This window comes from Actinoallomurus sp. NPDC052308, from assembly GCF_040679195.1.
In the GTDB taxonomy this organism is placed as follows: Bacteria; Actinomycetota; Actinomycetes; order Streptosporangiales; family Streptosporangiaceae; genus Actinoallomurus; species Actinoallomurus liliacearum.
The window spans coordinates 13,812-32,633 of the sequence record NZ_JBFAUM010000016.1; the positions used below are offsets into that span (position 1 = coordinate 13,812).

Annotated in this window: 16 protein-coding genes; 7 read left to right on the top strand and 9 right to left on the bottom strand. The window is 73.2% G+C overall.

All coding sequences use genetic code 11. The features are described from left to right. Positions 1–116: 116 nt before the first annotated feature. The 5 genes from hutI to hutH form a co-directional block, all read right to left on the bottom strand. Entirely contained in the window at positions 117–1,259 is a 1,143-nt protein-coding gene (gene hutI, locus AB0L00_RS29765; RefSeq protein WP_364440392.1) for an imidazolonepropionase, read from the bottom strand. A gap of 222 nt (positions 1,260–1,481) precedes the next feature. Further along, a complete protein-coding gene (locus AB0L00_RS29770) occupies positions 1,482–2,807 on the bottom strand; it encodes a formimidoylglutamate deiminase (protein ID WP_364440393.1) in 1,326 nt (441 codons plus the stop codon). After that, positions 2,804–3,997, bottom strand: coding sequence for an allantoate amidohydrolase (locus AB0L00_RS29775; RefSeq protein ID WP_364440394.1), 1,194 nt, complete (start codon positions 3,995–3,997; stop codon positions 2,804–2,806). Before AB0L00_RS29775 ends, AB0L00_RS29770 begins: the two co-directional genes overlap by 4 nt. Positions 3,998–4,068: 71 nt before the next feature. Beyond that, a complete protein-coding gene (gene hutU / locus AB0L00_RS29780) occupies positions 4,069–5,721 on the bottom strand; it encodes a urocanate hydratase (protein WP_364440395.1) in 1,653 nt (550 codons plus the stop codon). Between the two features lie 15 nt (positions 5,722–5,736). Further along, entirely contained in the window at positions 5,737–7,290 is a 1,554-nt protein-coding gene (hutH, locus tag AB0L00_RS29785) for a histidine ammonia-lyase (RefSeq protein ID WP_364440396.1), read from the bottom strand. Positions 7,291–7,384: 94 nt separating this feature from the next. Between hutH and AB0L00_RS29790 the strand changes: the two genes are divergently transcribed. The 3 genes from AB0L00_RS29790 to AB0L00_RS29800 all read left to right on the top strand — a co-directional run bounded on the left by AB0L00_RS29790 (position 7,385) and on the right by AB0L00_RS29800 (position 11,386). Beyond that, positions 7,385–8,152 carry an IclR family transcriptional regulator gene (locus AB0L00_RS29790; RefSeq protein ID WP_364440397.1) on the top strand — a complete coding sequence of 256 codons (768 nt, stop codon included), beginning with the start codon at positions 7,385–7,387 and terminating at the stop codon, positions 8,150–8,152. A gap of 172 nt (positions 8,153–8,324) precedes the next feature. Beyond that, positions 8,325–9,593, top strand: coding sequence for an amidohydrolase (locus AB0L00_RS29795; protein WP_364440398.1), 1,269 nt, complete (start codon positions 8,325–8,327; stop codon positions 9,591–9,593). Positions 9,594–9,850: 257 nt separating this feature from the next. Then, positions 9,851–11,386, top strand: a complete 1,536-nt coding sequence (locus tag AB0L00_RS29800) for an RtcB family protein (RefSeq protein WP_364440399.1) — start codon at positions 9,851–9,853, stop codon at positions 11,384–11,386. Between the two features lie 67 nt (positions 11,387–11,453). Here the strand turns inward: AB0L00_RS29800 and AB0L00_RS29805 are convergent, their stop codons facing one another. Then, positions 11,454–12,152: a TetR/AcrR family transcriptional regulator gene (locus tag AB0L00_RS29805; protein ID WP_364440400.1), complete on the bottom strand. Its 699-nt coding sequence runs from the start codon at positions 12,150–12,152 to the stop codon at positions 11,454–11,456. Between the two features lie 88 nt (positions 12,153–12,240). On the opposite strand from AB0L00_RS29805, the gene AB0L00_RS29810 reads away from it, so the two are divergent. Further along, positions 12,241–13,680, top strand: coding sequence for an MFS transporter (locus AB0L00_RS29810; RefSeq protein WP_364440401.1), 1,440 nt, complete (start codon positions 12,241–12,243; stop codon positions 13,678–13,680). After that, positions 13,677–14,027 carry a nuclear transport factor 2 family protein gene (locus tag AB0L00_RS29815; protein ID WP_364440402.1) on the top strand — a complete coding sequence of 117 codons (351 nt, stop codon included), beginning with the start codon at positions 13,677–13,679 and terminating at the stop codon, positions 14,025–14,027. Before AB0L00_RS29810 ends, AB0L00_RS29815 begins: the two co-directional genes overlap by 4 nt. A gap of 42 nt (positions 14,028–14,069) precedes the next feature. Here AB0L00_RS29815 and bla read toward each other — a convergent pair whose 3' ends face one another. Continuing rightward, positions 14,070–15,008, bottom strand: a complete 939-nt coding sequence (gene bla / locus AB0L00_RS29820; RefSeq protein WP_364440403.1) for a class A beta-lactamase — start codon at positions 15,006–15,008, stop codon at positions 14,070–14,072. Between the two features lie 83 nt (positions 15,009–15,091). Here bla and AB0L00_RS29825 point away from each other — a divergent pair, with 83 nt between their 5' ends. Together AB0L00_RS29825 and AB0L00_RS29830 are read left to right on the top strand one after the other, a co-directional pair. Then, positions 15,092–15,994, top strand: a complete 903-nt coding sequence (locus AB0L00_RS29825) for a LysR family transcriptional regulator (protein WP_364440404.1) — start codon at positions 15,092–15,094, stop codon at positions 15,992–15,994. Between the two features lie 14 nt (positions 15,995–16,008). Next, positions 16,009–16,893 carry a serine hydrolase gene (locus AB0L00_RS29830; RefSeq protein ID WP_364440530.1) on the top strand — a complete coding sequence of 295 codons (885 nt, stop codon included), beginning with the start codon at positions 16,009–16,011 and terminating at the stop codon, positions 16,891–16,893. Between the two features lie 23 nt (positions 16,894–16,916). Here AB0L00_RS29830 and AB0L00_RS29835 read toward each other — a convergent pair whose 3' ends face one another. Both AB0L00_RS29835 and AB0L00_RS29840 read right to left on the bottom strand, forming a co-directional pair. Beyond that, complete coding sequence (locus AB0L00_RS29835) at positions 16,917–17,888, bottom strand: EamA family transporter (RefSeq protein WP_364440405.1); 972 nt, start codon at positions 17,886–17,888, stop codon at positions 16,917–16,919. Positions 17,889–17,958: 70 nt separating this feature from the next. Beyond that, positions 17,959–18,786, bottom strand: coding sequence for an AraC family transcriptional regulator (locus tag AB0L00_RS29840; protein ID WP_364440406.1), 828 nt, complete (start codon positions 18,784–18,786; stop codon positions 17,959–17,961). Positions 18,787–18,822 lie beyond the last annotated feature (36 nt).

Sequence of the window (18,822 nt, forward strand, 5' to 3'; positions counted from 1 at the left end):
GACGATGGGTTAACAGTCAATCCCGCATCGTGGCGCGGCCACCTCGGGCCGCACGATAACTGGTTACACAGCAAGATCAATTATTAGAATAATTGACGCTTACCATTTCTCGATTGTCAGACCGATAGTCCGGCCCGCCAAACCCGCGCCACCTGCGGCACGCCCGGACGGTAGGCCAGGTGGATATGCGAGGGAGCGTCGAGCAGCAGGACGTCGGCCCGCGCCCCGGGCCGCAGGTGCCCCACATCGGTGCGGCGCAGGGCCCGCGCGCCCCCTTCGGTGGCCGCCCGTACCGCCTCCTCCGGGGTCATGCGCATCTCCCGTACCGCGAGGGCCACACAGAACGCCATGCTGGAGGTGTAGCAGGAGCCCGGATTGCAATCGGTCGCCAGCGCGACCCGCGCGCCCGCGTCGATGAGCCGCCGGGCGTCGGGGTACGGCTGGCGGGTGGAGAACTCCACACCGGGCAGCAGCGTCGCCACCGTCTCGGAGTCCGCGAGCGCGGCGACGTCGTCGCCGGTCAGGAACGTGCAGTGGTCGGCCGACGCGGCGTCGTACTCCACCGCGATCCGGACGCCGGGGCCGTGGCCGAGCTGGTTGGCGTGCAGGCGCGGCACCAGCCCGGCGGCGCGGCCCGCAGCCAGGATCTCCCGCGTCTGGTCGGCGTCGAAGGCCCCTCGTTCGCAGAACACGTCGATCCACCGGGCATGCGGCGCGCACGCCTTCAGCATCTCCCCGGTGACGAGCCGGACGTAGTCGCCGGGGTCCGTCCCGGCGGGAACGACGTGCGCGCCCAGGTAGGTGACCTCGTCGACCAGTTCGGCGGCGATGCGCACCGCGCGCTCCTCGTCGGCGACCGTCAGCCCGTACCCGGACTTGCACTCGATCGTGGTGGTGCCCTGCCGGACCATCTCCGTCACCAGCCGCCGTACGTTGGCGCGCAGCTCGTCGTCGGAGGCGGCGCGGGTCTTCGCGACGGTCGTGCGGATGCCGCCGGCGGCGTACGGCCGCCCGCTCATCCGCGCCGCGAACTCCTCCGCGCGCTCCCCCGCGAAGACCAGGTGCGCGTGCGAGTCGACGAACCCGGGCAGCACCGCCCGGCCGCCCGCGTCGACCACCTCGTCCGCGTCGGGCGCGTCGGCCGCCGCCCCGACCCAGGCGACTCGATCACCGTCGATGACCAGCGCGGCGTCCTCGATCGCCCACCGCTCCGAATCGGCCCCGACCAGCTCACCGATGTTCGTGATCAGAATGCTCACGCCCGCCTCCCTCTCCCCGCCAGCATCGCACCCCCACCGCCGCTCCCCCGGACCCGGGAAGCGACCCCCGTCTGACATACGAGACGACACGCCGGCTTCTGGCAGCCAGTCGAGTCGGGCAGGGCCGCCCTAACGACTAGCAGGGTCCTGATGTGCCCCCAGGGAATTGGGCCCACAGCTCGTGGGCCGAATTCGGGCCAGGCCAGCGCGATTCGAGCGAACTCAGTCGGTCAGGGCGCGGATCGCGTCGGACAGGGCGGTGGGGACGTCGTCGATGAGCAGGTGGCGGCCGTCGCGGACGATCCGGTTGCCGGAGATCATGACGTGGCGGACGTCGGCGGGTGACGCGGCGAAGACGGCCGACTCGGCGAGGTGGCCCGGGGCGGCGCCGGCGAGCCGTACGGAGTCCAGGTTCACGGTGACCAGGTCGGCGTACGATCCCGGTTCGATGCGGCCCGCCTCCGGCCAGCCGAGTGCCGAGTGGCCGTTGCACGTCGCGGCGGCCAGGAGCTCCCCGGCGGTCCAGTGGCCGCGCTTGCGGGTGCGGAGCCGCTCGTCGAGTTCGACGGCGCGCGCCTCCTCGAACAGGTCGATCACCGCGTGCTGGTCCGAGCCGAGCGAGAGCGGCGACCCGGCGGCGACCAGGTCGCGGGCGGGGCCGATGCCGTCGGCCAGGTCGCGTTCGGTGGTCGGGCACATGCACACGCCGCTCTGGCTGGCGCCGAGCAGGCCGATGTCCTCGGCGGTGAGGTGAGTGGCGTGGACGGCGACGGTCCGGCCGCCGAGCGCCCGTTTGTCGGCCAGCAGCCGGGTCGGCGTCACGCCGTACGTCTCGAGGCACGCCTCGTTCTCGGCGGGCTGCTCGGACAGGTGGACGTGCAGCGGGGCACGGCGCTGCCGGGCCCACTGGGCGACGGTCCGGATCTGGTCGCCGGGGACGGCGCGTACGGAGTGGATGGCCGCGCCGATCCGGGCGTGCCCGTCCGCCCGCAGCTCCGAGACCCGGTCGGCCCAGGCGTCCGCGGTACCGTCGCCGAACCGGAGCTGCGGTCCCTCCAGCTCCTTGCCGATGCCGCCGGTCAGGTAGCAGGCGTCGAGCAGGGTGATCCGGATGCCGGCCTCGCGCGCGGCCTGCAGGAGCGCCTCGCCGAAGGCGTTCGGATCGGCGTACGGGGTGCCGCCCGGACCGTGGTGGACGTAGTGGAACTCGCCGACGCAGCTGATCCCGGCCAGCGCCATCTCGGCGTAGACGGCGCGGGCCAGCGCGAGGTAGGAGTCCGGGTCGAGGCGGGCCGCGACCTCGTACATGTGGGTGCGCCAGGTCCAGAACGTGCCCCGGCCGGCCTGCACCCGGCCGCGCAGGGCCCGGTGGAAGGCGTGGGAGTGCACGTTGGCCATGCCGGGCAGCGTCAGGCCGGGCAGGCGCTCGGCGTCCGGGGGCGCCGGCACGCCGGGGGTGATCCGGACGAACCGCTCCCCGGCGATCTCGATGAGGACGTCGGCGGCGACGCGGTCGCCCAGCCAGGCGTGTTCGGCGTGCAGTTTCATGAGGTCAGCAGGTCCTCCAGGGCGGTGGCGAGCGCCTCGACGCCGGTGAGGCAGTCGCCGGTCTCGGCGTGCTCCTCCGGCGCGTGCGAGACGCCCGTCGGGTTCCGGACGAACAGCATCGCCGTCGGAACGTGCGCCGACAAGATGCCCGCGTCGTGCCCGGCGCCGGTCGGCAGGACGGGCGCGCCGCCGAGCGTGGTGGCGAGCCGGTCGCGCAGGTCGGGGTGGAAGTCGACGACCTGGGTGTAGGACTCCTCGGCGAGCGCGACCGCGACGCCGTGCTCACCGGCGGCCTTCTCCGCGGCGGCGCGGATCTCCGCGACCGTCGCGCGTACCGCGGCGTCGTCGGGCGCCCGGGTGTCGAGCCAGGCCCGGACGATCGACGGGATGGCGTTCACGCCGTTCGGGGTGACGTGGACCTTGCCCATGGTCGCGACCGCCTCGTGCCGGGCGGCGGCGTCGCGCGCGGCCAGCACGGTCTGCGCGAACGGCAGCATCGGGTCGTGACGGTCCCGTAGCAGCGTGGTGCCGGCGTGGTTGCCCTGGCCGGTGAAGTCGAACCGCCACCGGCCGTGCGGCCAGATCGCGCTCGCGACGCCGACGGGCACGTCCAGGGCGCGGCCCTGTTCGACGTGCAGTTCGACGAAGCAGCCGATGCCCGCCAGCAGATCGGGGTCGGGTCCGATCGCCTCCGGGTCGTGGCCGTCGGCGGCCATCGCGTCGGCCCAGGTGACGCCGTCGCCGTCGCGCAGGCCCCGGGCCCGTACGGGGTCGATCGCGCCGGTCAGCAGGCGGGAGCCCAGACAGGCGACGCCGAACCGTGCGCCCTCCTCCTCGGCGAAGACGGCGACGCCGAGCGGCCGGGCGGGGGTCACGCCGCGCTCACGCAGCAGGTCGATCGCGGCCAGCGACGAGACGACGCCGAGCGGCCCGTCGAACGCGCCGCCGTCCGGCACCGAGTCCAGGTGACTGCCGGTCAGCACGGCGTCCCGGCGCTCGCCGGGAACGTCCCACCAGGCGAAGAGGTTGCCGTTGCGGTCCTCCTCCACGGTCAGCCCCCGGCGCCCCGCCTCCTCGGCGAACCAGGCGCGGCACTCCCGGTCGGCGGGGGTCCAGGAGAACCGCCGGTGACCACCGCCGGAGACGCGCCCGATCGGGAGCAGGTCCCGCCACATCTCTTCGTAGCCCATCGCCTCTCCTCACGCCGGGCGCCGCTCCGCCCGCGGCGGCGGGCGGAGCGGCGGGGATTGCTGCCGCGGTCCTACTGCTCGTTCATCGGGACGCGGACGCCGCGCTCGGCCGCGACGTCGGCGGCGCGGTCGTAGCCGGCGTCGACGTGCCGGATGACGCCCATGCCCGGGTCGTTGGTCAGCACCCGCTCCAGCTTCTGCGCCGCGAGCGGCGTGCCGTCGGCCACCGAGACCTGCCCGGCGTGGATGGACCGGCCGATGCCGACGCCGCCGCCGTGGTGGATCGACACCCAGGAGGCGCCGGAGGAGGCGTTGACCAGGGCGTTCAGCAGCGGCCAGTCGGCGATCGCGTCGGAGCCGTCGGCCATGCCCTCGGTCTCGCGGTAAGGCGAGGCGACGCTGCCGGAGTCGAGGTGGTCGCGGCCGATCACGATCGGCGCGCTGATCTCGCCGGTCTCGACGAGCTTGTTGAACTCCAGGCCGGCCCGGTCGCGTTCGCCGTAGCCGAGCCAGCAGATCCGCGCGGGCAGGCCCTGGAAGTGCACCCTCTCCCCCGCCATCTTGATCCAGCGGGCGAGCTGCTCGTTCTCCGGGAACAGGTCGAGGATCGCCTGGTCCGTACGCGCGATGTCCTTCGGGTCCCCGGACAGCGCCGCCCAGCGGAACGGGCCCTTGCCCTCGCAGAACAGCGGCCGGATGTAGGCGGGGACGAAACCCGGGAAGTCGAACGCGCGGGTGTACCCGGCGAGCTCCGCCTCACCGCGGATCGAGTTGCCGTAGTCGAAGACCTCCGCGCCCGCGTCCTGGAAGCCGACCATCGCCTCGACGTGCGCGGCCATCGACTCGCGGGCGCGGGTGGTGAAGCCCTCGGGGTCCTTGGCCCGCTCGTCGGCCATGTCCTCGAACGCGACGCCGCGCGGCAGGTACGACAGCGGGTCGTGCGCCGAGGTCTGGTCCGTGACGATGTCGATCGGCGCGCCCATCTCCAGCAGCCGCGGCACGATGTCGGCGGCGTTGCCGAGCAGGCCGATGGACAGTGGCCGCCGTGCGTCGCGGGCCTCCACGGCCAGCCGCAGCGCCTCGTCCAGGTCGTCGACGCGCACGTCGCAGTACCGGTGCTCGACGCGGCGGTCGATGCGCGACGGGTCGCACTCGACGCAGATCGCGACGCCGTCGTTCATGGTCACGGCGAGCGGCTGCGCGCCGCCCATGCCGCCGAGCCCGGCGGTGAGCGTGATCGTGCCGGCGAGCGAGCCGCCGAACCGCTTGGCGGCCACCGCCGCGAACGTCTCGTACGTGCCCTGCAGGATGCCCTGCGTGCCGATGTAGATCCACGACCCGGCGGTCATCTGGCCGTACATCGTGAGCCCGAGCGCCTCGAGCCGCCGGAACTCCTCCCAGGTCGCCCACTGCGGGACGAGGTTGGAGTTCGCGATGAGGACGCGCGGCGCCCACTCGTGGGTGCGCATGACGCCGACCGGCTTGCCGGACTGGACGAGCAGCGTCTCGTCCGCCTCCAGGGAGCGCAGCGAGCGCACCATCGCGTCGAACGCGTCCCACGAGCGCGCCGCGCGGCCGGACCCGCCGTAGACGATCAGCTCGTCGGGGTGCTCGGCGACCTCCGGGTCGAGGTTGTTCATCAGCATGCGCAGGGCGGCCTCCTGCTGCCAGCCCTTGGCGCTCAGCGTCGTGCCGCGCGGCGCGCGGACCGGACGAGGACCCATCGTGTGTCTCCTTATTCAGGCCAGCGGGCCGGTGACGGTTTCGGCGGCGGCGACGAGGGAGCCGTCGCGGACCAGGTCGACGGTGGCGGCGATCTCCGGCGCCAGGTAGCGGTCGGGGCCGGGGGCGGGTACCCGGGTGCGCAGGGCGGCGACGACGGCGCCGGTGGCGGGGCCGGGGCGCAGGGGCGCCCGCAGGTCCAGCGCGCGGGCGGCGGTCAGCAGCTCGACGGCGACGACGCGGGTCAGGCCGTCGACGGCCCGCCGCAGCTTGCGGGCCCCGCTCCAGCCCATCGAGACGTGATCCTCCTGCATCGCGGAGCTGGGGATCGAGTCGGCGCTGGCCGGAACCGCGAGCCGCTTCAGCTCCGAGACGATGCCCGCCTGGGTGTACTGCGCGATCATGTGGCCGGAGTCCACGCCCGGGTCGTCGGCGAGGAACGCCGGCAGCCCGTGGGACCGGGCGGGGTCGAGCATCCGGTCGGTACGGCGTTCGGAGATCGAGGCGACGTCCGCGACCGGGATGGCGAGGAAGTCCAGGACGTACGCGACCGGCGCGCCGTGGAAGTTGCCGTTCGACTCGACCCGCCCATCGGGCAGCACGACCGGGTTGTCGATCGCCGAGGCCAGTTCGCGGGAGGCGACGAGGGCGGCGTATTCGAGGGTGTCGCGGGCGGCGCCGTGCACCTGCGGCGAGCAGCGCAGCGAGTACGCGTCCTGTACGCGCGTGCAGTCCGGGCCGCGGTGCGACTCCATGATCGCCGAGTCGGCGAGCAGTGCCCGGAGGTTGGCGGCGCTGACGGCCTGGCCGGGGTGCGGCCGCAGCTCCTGGAGGTCGGCGGCGAAGACCCGGTCGGTGCCGAGCTGCGCCTCGACGCTCATCGCGGCGGCGACGTCGGCGGCCTTGAGGACGTCGCGGAGGTCCTCGATGGCCAGCACGAGCATGCCGAGCATGCCGTCGGTGCCGTTGAGCAGGGCGAGGCCCTCCTTGGCGACGAGGCTCAGCGGTTCGATGCCGGCCTCGGCCAGCGCCTCGGCGGCGGGGCGCAGCCGTCCTTCCGCGTCGCGGACCTCGCCCTCGCCGATCAGCGCGAGGGCGACGTGGGAGAGCGGCGCCAGGTCACCGGAGCAGCCGAGGCTGCCGTACTCGTATACGACGGGTGTGATCCCGGCGTTGAGGAGCGCGGTGAGGGTCTCGGCGGTGACGGGGCGCACGCCGGTACGGCCGGTGGCGAGCGTGCTCAGCCGCAGCAGCATCATCGCCCGGACGACCTCGCGCTCCACCTCCGCGCCGGAGCCGGCGGCGTGCGAGCGGACGATGTTGAGCTGGAGCCGGGCCCGCAGGTCCTCGTGGATGTGCCGGGTGGCCAGCGCGCCGAAGCCGGTGGAGATGCCGTACGCGGGCGTCGGCCGGGCGGCGAGCTCGTCGACGTGCGCCCGGGCGGCGGCGATCGCCTTGAGCGCCTCGTCGGTCAGCGCGACCCGCGCGCCGTGGCGGGCGACGGCCACGACCTGGTCGAAGGCGAGCGGCCCCACCCCGACGTCGACACACGCACCAGTCGTCGTTTCCATACCCCCATTGGACTCGACCGGCCCGTGTGCCGGGGACCGGGGGGCCGCGGTCGTGTCTGACATGCGAGACTTCTCCGTAGGAGGAGGGTTGAGGATGGCGGCCGGACAGGTGCCCGCGGCGCGCCGCGCGCTGGCCGTCCTGCGCCTGCTGGCGTCCTCGGCCCGGCCGCTCGCCGCGTCCACCATCGCCCGCGAGCTCGCCCTGCCGAGGTCGAGCACGTACCACCTGCTCACCGCCATGGCCGAGGACGGCTTCGTCACCTACCTCCCGGAGGACCGGCTGTGGGGCCTGGGCGTGACGGCGTTCGAGATCGGCTCGGCGTACCTGCGGCAGGGGCCGCTCGAACGGCTCGCCCGCCCGCTCCTCGTACGCCTGGTGGACCGGCTCGGCGAGATCGGCCAGCTCGGCGTGCTGCACGGCGCCGAGACGCTGTACCTGCTCAAGGAGCAGCCCCGGCACCACGCCACGCTCGTCACCGACGTGGGCGTACGGCTCCCGGCGCACCTCACCGCGAGCGGCCGGTCGATGCTGGCGCACCTTCCGCCCGCCCAGGTCCGGGCGCTGTTCCCCGGCGAGTTCGTGAACCGCACCGGCGCCGGGCCGCGGTCGCTGCGCGAGCTGCGGCGGACGCTCGCCGAAGACGCGCGGCGCGGCTGGGCGGTCGAGGACGGGCACGTGACCGAGGGCTTCGCCAGCATCGCCGCGTGCAGCTTCGACCACGTCGGCCGCCCGGCCGCCGCGCTGGCCGTGACGTTCCGCCGCGAGTCGCGCGACGAGACGGAGTGGCCGGACCTCGCCGCCCGCGTCCGCGAGGCCGCCGCTGAGCTCACCCGCCGTCTCGGCGGCCACTCCCCGGGCTGAGCACAGTCGCCATCGCTCACGTCGGCTGCGCCATCGGGACGGGCTCGTCCGACCTATGTCGGCGACCAGCCCGTGCCGCCCTGCCGAGTCGATTGCGAAGGGGAGATTCATCCGGACAGTCCTGGTCCGTGGCGATCAACGTGACGCCATGTGAACAAACCAGGAGATTGACATGTACGAAACCACGGGCACGGGCGAACGTTCGCCCGGCCTTGAAATGTCGGGGGGTATCACCCGCCTCGATGGGGCCGCGCTGCGGCTCCGGCTCGACACCTACCTCAAGTCCTCGGGCGAGGAGCTGGTCGCGTTCCGGCGCGACCTCCACCGGCACCCCGAGCTGGGACGCGAGGAGGTCCGGACCAGCCGCCAGATCTTCAAGCGACTGAAGGCGGCCGGTCTCAACCCGCGGATGCTGCGCTGCGGAACCGGGCTGATCTGCGAATTCGGCCCCAAGACGAACGCTCCGGTGATCGCACTGCGGGCCGAACTCGACGCCCTGCCGGTGCAGGAGGAGAACGACGTCGAGTACCGATCGGAGGTGGACGGCAAGGCTCACGCCTGTGGGCACGACGTTCACATCGCCGTCGTGCTGGGGACGGGTCTGTTCCTGGCAGAGCTCCACAAGCGCGGGCTGCTGCCCGGGCGGGTCCGGCTGATCTTCGAGCCCGCCGAGGAAATGATTCCGTGTGGCGCCCTCGACGTGATCGAGGAGGGCGGTATCGACGGGGTCGACCGGATCTACACGGTCCATGGCTGGCCGCATCTTCCGGTCGGCACGTTCGGCACCTACGTCGGCGCGGTGACGTCGGCTTGCGACCAGGTCGTGGTGAACGTCACCGGACCGGGTGGGCACACCTCACGGCCGCAGCTCACCGCCGACGTGGTGTTCGCCCTCGCGAAGATCGTGACCGAGGTGCCTGCGGCGCTGTCGCGGCGGGTCGCCCCGCAAGCCGGCCTCTCGCTCGTCTGGGGAGAAATCCACGCCGGAGAGGCGTTCAACAGGATTCCTGCCTCGGGCACCGCCCAGGGATCCGTCCGCTGCCGGGACAACGAGGCGTGGGAGCAGGCACCGGAGCTGGTGAAGGACTTGGTGGCGGCCGAAGCCAGCAAGTTCAAGGCCGAGGCGGAGGTGGAGTACCTGCGCGGCATGCCGGCCTCGGTGAACGACGCCGAGAGCGTCCAGCCGTTCCATGACGCGGCCGCGTTCCTCCTCGGGAAGAACGCGATCGTCCCCGATGTCGCGAGTCTGGGGGGCGACAGCTTCGGCTACTACCAGATGCGGATCCCGGGCGCGTACCTGTGGATGGGTACGGCAGCGCCGGATTCTGCTGAAGGAATCGACCTGCACCAGGGGGGGTACAACCCGGACGAGCGCTGCATCCCCGCCACGGTGAAGGTCCTGGCGGGCACGGTGCTGACCGCCCAGGGTCTGGTGCTCTAGCCACCAGCATCGGCAGATCGGCTACTGGACGATCGCCCCAACCGAAGGGCCCGGCGAATGCCGGGCCCTTCTCTCCCACATTCCGCGTAATTCGACCCGGAGATCATCCTTTGTCATTACGCTGGGTCTTCCCTGCGGCTGCTGAACCCGGGGAGCACCTCGCCGGACCACCTCCGGCGGCGTCCCGTGCGCCATCGACCGACGGATGGCGGCGCCATTCACGCATGCCCTCTCACCAGCAGCCCCAGGAAGGCCCCATGACGACCTCCAAGCGGCGGACCACCGCCGTCTCCGCCACCGACCACAGACTCGTCCGCGCCGACGAGGACTGGCTAACCCTGCCGAACCGGTGGGGCATCCCCGTCGACGTCTGCGCCGGAGCGGACGTGCCCATCGAGTCCAGCGCGGTCGACGAGATCCTCACCGTGCTGGAGACCGCCGACACGCTCGAGCGGCTCGCGGCCGCGACCGGGCATCCCGGCGCGACCATCGACCGGGTGGCGCTCACCCCCGATCTGCACAAGGGCGCGGGCATCCCGATCGGCACCGTGCTGCGGACCCGTGGCGCGCTGATCCCCCAGGCCGTCGGCAACGACGTCAACTGCGGCATGCGGCTGGAGACGACCTCGCTGACCGTCGACCGGGTGCGCCCGCACCTGGACTCGATCGAGCGGCGGCTCCGGCACCTGTTCTTCGAGGGCGGCCGGCGGATCGCCCTGTCCGGCGTGCAGCGCGAGGCGCTGCTGCGGGACGGTCTGCCCGGCCTGCTGGACGCCGGTGACCCGCCCGCCGACGGGGTGTGGTCGGCCCTCCGGCCCGGCGACGCCGATCCCGGGCGGCTCCATGCCGCTCGGTATCCGACCACGACGGCGGACGCGTTCCGGGACTGGATCGAGAGCGCCGGCGGCACCAGCTACGACAGCATCATCGGCGGTGTCGGCGGCGGGAACCACTTCGCCGAGCTGCAGTACGTCGCGGCCGTGCACGACCGGCAGGCCGCGTACGCCTGGGGCTTCACGGTCGGCCAGGTGGTCCTGATGGTGCACAGCGGCTCGCTCTCGCTCGGGCACCAGGCGAACGGAACGGGCCTGGAGCAGGCGAGGACGATGTGGCCGGACGGCGTGCCGCTGCCCGACAACGGGATCCTGCCGCTGCTGCTCGACGAGCGCTCGGCGGCGGCCCGGCGGCGTTACCTCGACGCGTTCGGCAACGCGGCGAACTTCGCGGTGGGCAACCGCTTCTTCCTCGCGCTCATGATGCGGGCCGGGCTGGCCGCGGAGTGCGGGGAGCTGTCGGGCGAGGTGGTGTACGACGCTCCGCACAACCTGCTCTGGCAGGAGGAGGACGGCCACGTCGTGCACCGGAAGGGCGCCACGCCGGCCGGCGGGTACGCCGAGGCGGCCGGCGGACCGTACGCCCTGTGGGGAGAGCCCGTCATCGTGCCCGGCTCGATGGGCGCCGCCAGCCACGTCCTGCGCGGGCGCGGGAATCCCCGGACGCTGGCGAGCGCCTGCCACGGCGCGGGCCGGCGCGTTCCGCGCGGCGCCGCCTCGCGCGGGAACGACGCCGAGCTGGACGCCTTCCTGCGCGAGTTCCGGGTCGTGACGCCGCTCGACCACCGCGACCCGTCCGTCACCCACCGGTCGGACGTGATGGCCGCGTGGCGCCGCGACCTCAAGCAGGAGGCGCCCTGGGTCTACAAGGACGTCGGCCCGGTCGTCTCCAGTCTGGGCCGGGCGGGCGTCGCCGACCCCGTCGTCGAGCTCCGCCCCCTGCTGACGGTCAAGGGCTGACGCCGGCCGGTCTCACCGCCCCGGATTTCCGTTGCTCCAGCCTCGGAGATCCGGGGCACTGATGTCATCAGAGGCCGAGGGAGCGGACGAGGTCGCGCATCTCGGCGCGGTAGATGGCCGCCGGGTCGTTGGCGAGCGGGCTCAGGTGGCCGTAGATCTCCAGGGCGACCAGGCCGTGCATGCGACCCCAGACCCGGAGCGCCAGCGCGACCACGGCGGGGGGCAGGCCGGGGAACTCCTCCTGGACCTGGGCGACCAGGCCCGGGTCGAAGTCCGCCCATCGGTAGTCGCCGTCGTGCAGTGCCCCGGCGCGCGGCCAGGCCGCGGCCACCAGTCCGGTCAGCCCGGCACAGGCGCGGTGTTCGGCCTCGCTCGCCGCGCCGCCCTCGGGTGCCTGATAGCCCGGAACCGGATCGCCGTAGATGAGCCGGAATCCCTCGGGGTTGGCCAGCGCCCACGCGCGTACGGCCTGGGCCCAGGCGATGACGCGGCCCCCCGGATCGGTCTCCGGCACGGTGTCGCGGGCGGCCTCCGCCCGGTCGACCAGGTCCGTGTAGACGTCGGTGATGAGCGTGGTGATCAGGTCGTCGCGGGTCGGGAAGTAGCTGTAGATCGCCCCCGCGGTCATGCCCATCTCGCGGGCGATGGCCCGCAGCGCGATGGCGTCCGGCCCGCCGTCCGCCATCAGCCGAAGCGCGATCTCCTTGATCTCCCTGGTCGTCTCGGCGCGGAGCCGGGCCCGCCGGCTGATCGTCTGCTCTCCCACGGTTGACAGTCTACAGCGTTGCACTACTGTTCGGCGTGGCAAGTTTGAACGCCGTGTAGTAATTGGACGGCGAATAGGGAGCGTGATCGTGGAAACGTCCCGTCACCGGGCCGGCCTCCGGCTGGCCCTGCTGGCATTCACCCAGCTCATCGTGGCTTTGGACTACAACATCGTGTACGTCGCCCTGCCGGACGTCGGCCGGGCGCTCGGCTTCACCGCCCAGTCCGTGCAGTGGGTGGTCAGCGCCTACGCCGTCGGGCTGGGCGGCCTGCTGCTCTTCGGGGGCCGCGCGGTCGACCGGCTCGGCGCCCGGCGGATGTTCACGCTGGGCCTCGCGCTCTACGGACTGGCCTCCCTCGCCGGGGGTCTCGCCTCCAGCCCCGGAGTGCTCATCGGCGCGCGTGCCGTCCAGGGAGTCGGCGGCGCCCTGCTGACCCCCGCGACGCTGGCGCTGATCTTCACCGGTTTCCCGGAGGGACCGGAGCGGAACCGCGCCATGGGCGCCTGGGGCATGGCGGGCAGCGCGGGCCTGGCGGCGGGATCGCTGCTCGGCGGCGTCCTCACCAACTACCTGGGCTGGGAGTGGGTCTTCTTCGTCAACGTGCCGCTGGCCCTGGGCGCGGCGCTGGCCGGGCGCCGGCTGCTTTCGGCGGATCCGCCGCGCCGGGCGGGCCGGTCGCCCTTCGACGTGCCGGGAGCGCTGTTGGCCACCGCCGGGTCGGCCCTCCTGGTGCTCGGCCTGGCGAGCGGCCCGGAGGCGGGATGGGCCTCACTCCGTGGCGCGGGCGCGCTCGTGGCGGGCGCGGTGCTGCTGGCGCTGCTGCTGGTCGTCGAGTGGCGCACCCCCGACCCCCTCGTCCCGCTGCGGCTGCTGCGCAACCGCGGGCTCGCGACGACGATGGTGGTGATCGCCGTCTTCCAGGCGACGCTGGGCGGCGGGTACTACGTGCTCACCACCTACCTGCAGCCGGTCCTCGGCTACAGCGCGCTGCAGGCGGGCCTGGCCTTCCTGCCCCTCACGCTCGTCTGCATGGGCGCGGCGCTGAAGGCGGCGCCGATGATGCTCGGCCGATGGGGCTTCCGCACCACGCTCTGCGTCGGCATGCTCGGGGCCGGCGTGGGGATCGGCGCCCTCGTCGCCGGCTTCTCGGCGCACGGGACCTTCTGGACACTGCTCCCCGGAAGTGTTGTCTGGGGCTTCTTCGGCGGCGTCGCGTTCGTCGCGGTGTTCGTCGCCGCCGGTTCGGGCGTGGCACCGGCCGAGCAGGGCGTCGCGTCCGGGCTCGCCACCACCGCCAAGGAGATCGGCGGGGCCATGGGCCTCGCGGCCTTCGTCGCCGTGGCGAACGCGGGCCTCCCCGCGAACCCGGCGCCGGCCCGTTTGCTCGACGGCCTGCATGCGGCCGGCTGGGCGGCGGCCGCCGTCACGGTCGCCGGCGGCCTCGTCGCCCTCATCCTCAAGCGTCCCTCGGCCCCCGCGCCGCAGGACACCCCCACTGTTGGAACCCTGGAAGGAATCGGCTCATGAGCGACGTCAACCGGCTCATCACCCAGTACCTCGGCATCTGGAACGAGCGGGACGAGGCCCGCCGGAACGCGATCATCAAGGAGGTCATGACGGAGGACTCCGTCTACTCGGACCCGGACTACGCCGGCATCGAGGGCCACGCCGCGCTCTCCGCCGCGATCGGCACGGCGCACGAGAAGTTCGGCGACCTCGTGTTCGGTCTGGGCGAGATCATCGGCGCCCACCACGACACCGCGCTGTTCACCTGGCGGCTCGGCCCGGCGGGGACGGACGAGGCGGTGGGCACGGGATACGACGTGATCGAGTTCGCCGACGGTCGCATCCGCCGGGTGGTCGGCTTCTTCTGACCGCGCAACCGCGGACGTCCCGGGACGTCTCGGGACGGCCGGTCAGGTCAGGTCGCCGACCACGACCTTGGCGGCGTCGCGGACGAGGTCGTCGTTCGTGGCGGCGTCCTTGGTCGAGCGGGTGGACAGGACCGCGATCACGATCGGCGCCCGGTGCGGCGGCCAGGCCACGGCGATGTCGTTCCGCGTTCCGTAGTCGGCGGTCCCGGTCTTGTCCCCGACGGTCCAGTCGGCCGGGACGCCGGCGCGGATGACCTTGTCGCCCGTGGTGTTGCGCCGCATCCAGTCGATGAGCAGGTCACGCTTGGGCCGGGGCAGCACGTGGCCGAGCGTGTACGCCCGCAGGTCGGTGCCGAACTGCCGCGGCGTGCTCGTGTCGCGGACGTCCCCCGGGATCGCGGTGTTGAGGTCGGGCTCGACGCGGTCGGGGTGGGTGGTGTGGTCCCCGATCCGCCGCAGGGCGGCACTGAGACCGCTCGGCCCGCCGATCTCGCGGAACAGCAGGTTCGCGGCCGTGTTGTCGCTGAACCGGAGCGCGGCGTCGCACAGCTCGCGGATGGTCATTCCCGTGTCGACGTGCTTCTCGGTCTCGGGGGAATTGGCGACGAGGTCGGCCTTCGTGTACTTGACCACATGGTCCAGCCGCTTGATCGAGTCCTGGCGCAGGACGGTGCCCGCGAGGGGGACCTTGGACGTGGACGCGTAGGCGAACCGTTCGTCGGCGCGCCAGGCGACGACCTTCCCCGTGCCCGTGTCGAGCGCCCAGACGCCGAGCCGGGCGTCGTACTGCTTCTCCAGGTTCTGGAACGCCTGGTCGTTCCGCTGCGCCGCGGGCTTCGTCGCGGCGGGCGCCTTGGCGGACACGGCCCCCGCGTCGTCGGCCGCGCCGCACCCCGTCAGCGGGACCAGCGCGATGGCGGCGAGCGCCGCGAGCGGAGTCCGGAGGCGCATGGACCGCTTCTCCTGTCGTGCGTTCGTCATGGTCGGGAGTCTTCCGAGGGTCGTCGTATGCCGTCAAAGACGAAAACCGGCGTATCAATGCTTGAACGGCATAGGCTCTGCTCATGGATCTCCTCGGGGCGTGGCGAGCCTTCGTCAACGTGAGCGAGCACGGCAGTTTCACCGAAGGGGCGGCCGCGACGCGAGTCCCCCAGTCGGTGGCGAGCCGCCGGATCGCCGCCCTCGAGAAGCATCTCGGCGAGCGCCTGCTGGACCGGTCGTCCCGCCACGTCACGCTCACGCGCTTCGGCCGCGACATGCTGCCCTCGGCCAAGCGCCTGGTCCGCCTGGCGGAGGCGATGGAGGACGAGGCCGAACGCGCCAGGCTCAGTCCCCTGCGTCTCGCCGTTCCGGACGTCTGCTCCGTCCGCGACCTGGCCCTGCTCGCCGCCGAGGCGCGCAGCAAGGGCGTCTACCTGGACTTCCATCCGGCCCCACCCGGCGAACGCGCCGAGCTCGTCCGGTCCAGGGAGGTCCGCGCCGCCCTGACGGCCGTGCCGCCGGACGACGGCACCTGGACGGTGCGCCTCGGGCTGGCCGGTGTCTCGGCTCCCGCCGTACGGACCGTCTACCTGGAGACCCTCCGGGCGGGGCGGGCCGGCCTGGAATCGGGGCGGCGTCGCATCTGGATCCAGCCGGAGGACGATGTGCCGCACATCCGGGACCGCGTCTTCCGGGTCCGCGACGCGGTCGGCCTGCAGCCCGCGCAGGTCGCCGTCGCGAGTACTCTCGTCGCCGCGACGGCGGAGGTGGTGGCGTCGGAAGATCTCCTCCTGTGCTCGCCGCACCAGGCCGAGGAGCTCGGGCTGCGCTGGTGCCCGATCGGTGAGGTCCGGGTGGCGCGCGGCTTCGACGTCGCCGCGGCCATCGGCGACGACGCGGAGCGCCTCCGCACCCGGCTGCGCGCGCAGATCGCCCGTTGCCTGGGCGCCGACGAGCCCGAACCCGAGGAAGGACCGGCACGGTGACGAGCGTCGAGGGGATGATCCGGGACCTGCGGCGGACGCTGCACGACGGCGGGCTGAGCGGGTCGTTCCTGGTCCGGGACCTGCACTCCGGCGACGAGCTCGGCATCGACCCGGACCTGGAGTTCCCGGTCGCCTCCCTCGTGAAGATCCCGCTGGCCGTCGCCACGCTCGAGCGCGTACGACGGGGAGAGCTCGACGGCTCCGAGCGGATCCTGATCGAGCCGGGCGTGGCGTCTCCGGGGCCGAACGGGCTGAGCCGCTTCCGGCACCCCACCCGGGTGGCCGTCGACGACCTGCTCTACCTCGGCATGGCCGTCAGCGACAACGCCGCGACGGACGCGCTGTTCGCGCTGACCCCGCCGGCCGAGGTCGCCGCGATCCTCCAGGACCTGGGCGTGCGCGGCGTCACGGTACGGCACACGATCCGGGAGCTGACCGGGACGCTGGCCGAACTGCTCCCGCCGGAGGACGTGCACTTCGCCCACGTCCTGGCGATCGAGGCGGGCACGACGGGGCGGGGGCACCGGATCCGGCAGCTCGACGTGACCCTCGCCAACTCCGGGTCCGCGCGGGCGTACCTCGACCTGCTGCAGGCGCTCTGGACGCCGTCGAAGATCGACGCGGACGTCGCCGCGCGGGTCCGGGAGCTCATGGGCGACAACCTGATGCGGCAGCGCCTCGCATCGGACTTCCGGTCCGACGCGGCCCGCTGGTCGTCCAAGACCGGCACGCTCCTCAACCTCCGTCACGAGGTGGGGGTGGTCGAGCACGCCGACGGTCGCGTCTTCGGGGTCGCCGCGTTCACCGAGTCGCGGGTGCCGGCTCTGCACCAGCCCGAGGCCGAGGCGCTGATGGGCCGGGTCGCGCGGACGCTCCGCGACCGGCTGCGCGAGATGTGACCCCCGGGGGCTCGACGCGGCCGTCAGCTGGGCTCGTCCGCCATGCCGGCCAAGGCCTCGGGCGGGCGCGACGCATCAGGCGTACGCGACGCGTCGGTCCGACGGACCGCACCGGAACCTTCGCCCGGCTTTCCGGCGGCGACGGGACCCGCCGTCGCCAGGACCGAACCGGCCAGGATCAGGGTGAAGGCGGTGACGATCCCGGGCGTCAGCGGTTCGCCCAGGAACAACGCCCCGGCCGCCACCGCGACCGCCGGGTTGACGTACGTGATGACGGTGGCGCGGGCGGGACCCGCCTCCTTGATCAGCTCCAGAAAGGCCACGAAGGCGACCGCGGTGCATACGACGCCGAGACCTGCGAGGGCGGCCAGGACCTCGGCGGACGGCATGGCGGACGGACGGGTGACGGCGGCCGCGGGCGCGTAGACCACGGCGGCCAGGGTCAGGCAGGCGGCCGTGAGCTGGAGCGAGGAGACGCGCTTCAGGTGGCGGGCGGCGATCAGCGGGGCCGTGGCGTACCCCAGCACGGTCAGCAGCACCTCGGCCAGCGAGCGGGCGTCACCGCCGGTCAGGTGTGGTGCTGTGAGGACCGCGACGCCCGCGAGGCCCACCGTCAGGCCGGCCGCCCGCCGGGGCCCGAGCCGGTCCGTGTCGCCGAAGAAACGGGCCGCGACGACTCCGACGATCGGCACGCCCGCGATCAGCAGGCCCGCCGTGGAGCTGGACAGGTGCCGCTCGGCGTCGCTGAGGGTGAACCAGGGGACGATGATCTCGACGCACGCGAAGGCCAGCAGGGGACGCCAGTGCGCCCGTGCGGTGCGGGCGAGGCCGCCCTGCCGCAGCGCGAAGGGCAACAGCAATACGGCGCCGAGCGCGCAGCGCGTGAACACCACCGTGGACGGCGACACCGCGTCCACCGCCACCTTGATCATCAGATAAGGGATGCCCCAGACGACTCCCATCAGGGAGAAGAGGAACCAACCGCGTGCAGTCATGCCGCGAGTATCGGCCAGGCCGGCGGGCGCCGTCTTGAACGCTGTTGCGCCCGGGGCGTGTCCGGTGGCGTCAGGCCGCCCTTGCCACGCTGGCGCGATACGCCGCCGGTGTCACCCCCAGCACCCGCCGGAACCACCGGGTGAGGTGCGCCTGATCGGCGAAGCCGACGAGTGCGGCCACCTCGGCGGGGCGCAGTCCCGACTCCAGGAGTGCGCGGGCCCTGGCCACCCGATACTGGGCGAGCCACGCGTACGGCGGTACCCCCATCGCCGTACGGAAGGCGCGCAGGAGCTGGTAGCGAGAAAGGCCCAGCTCGGCGGCGAGACTGGTGAGCGAGGGCGGGGTGGTGAGGTCGTCGGCCAGGCGGTCGCGGACGGTGTGGGCGATCCGGGTGGCGCCCGGGACCGTGTCGCTCGCCGGGCGGGCGGTGGAGTGTCGGCGGGCGAGCGCGGTCAGCAGCCAGGGGAGGCGGCACTCCGCCTCCAGGGGGTCGGGGCGGCGGACGATGTCGATGTGCGCGGCGCGCAGGGCCTTGGCGAGCTCGGGGTCATCGAGGAGCGGCTCGCGAAAGTGCGGAAGGCCGCCGCGGGTGCCGTCGGTGACCAGGGTGGGATCGGCGTACAGAGCGAGGTAGGCGTAGCCGGCGATGGGTGTGGCGGGGCCGCCGGTGTGCATCTCGCCGGGCTCCAGAACGATGATGGAGCCCGGGCCCGTACGGATGCGGCCGCCGCGGTAGTCGATGGACTCCACACCGCCGACGCAGACGCCGATGGTGAACTCCTCGTGCGCGTGCGGGGCGTAGACGTGCTTGTCAAAGCGGGCGGTGAGCAGGTCGAGCCGGGGCCCGCCCCGGCCGAGCCTCGTCCTGGTCCACTGCGCCTGTTCCCGTGCGCTCACCTTGGCGTCCTTTCGCCCTGGCGCGGCCCCTCGGCG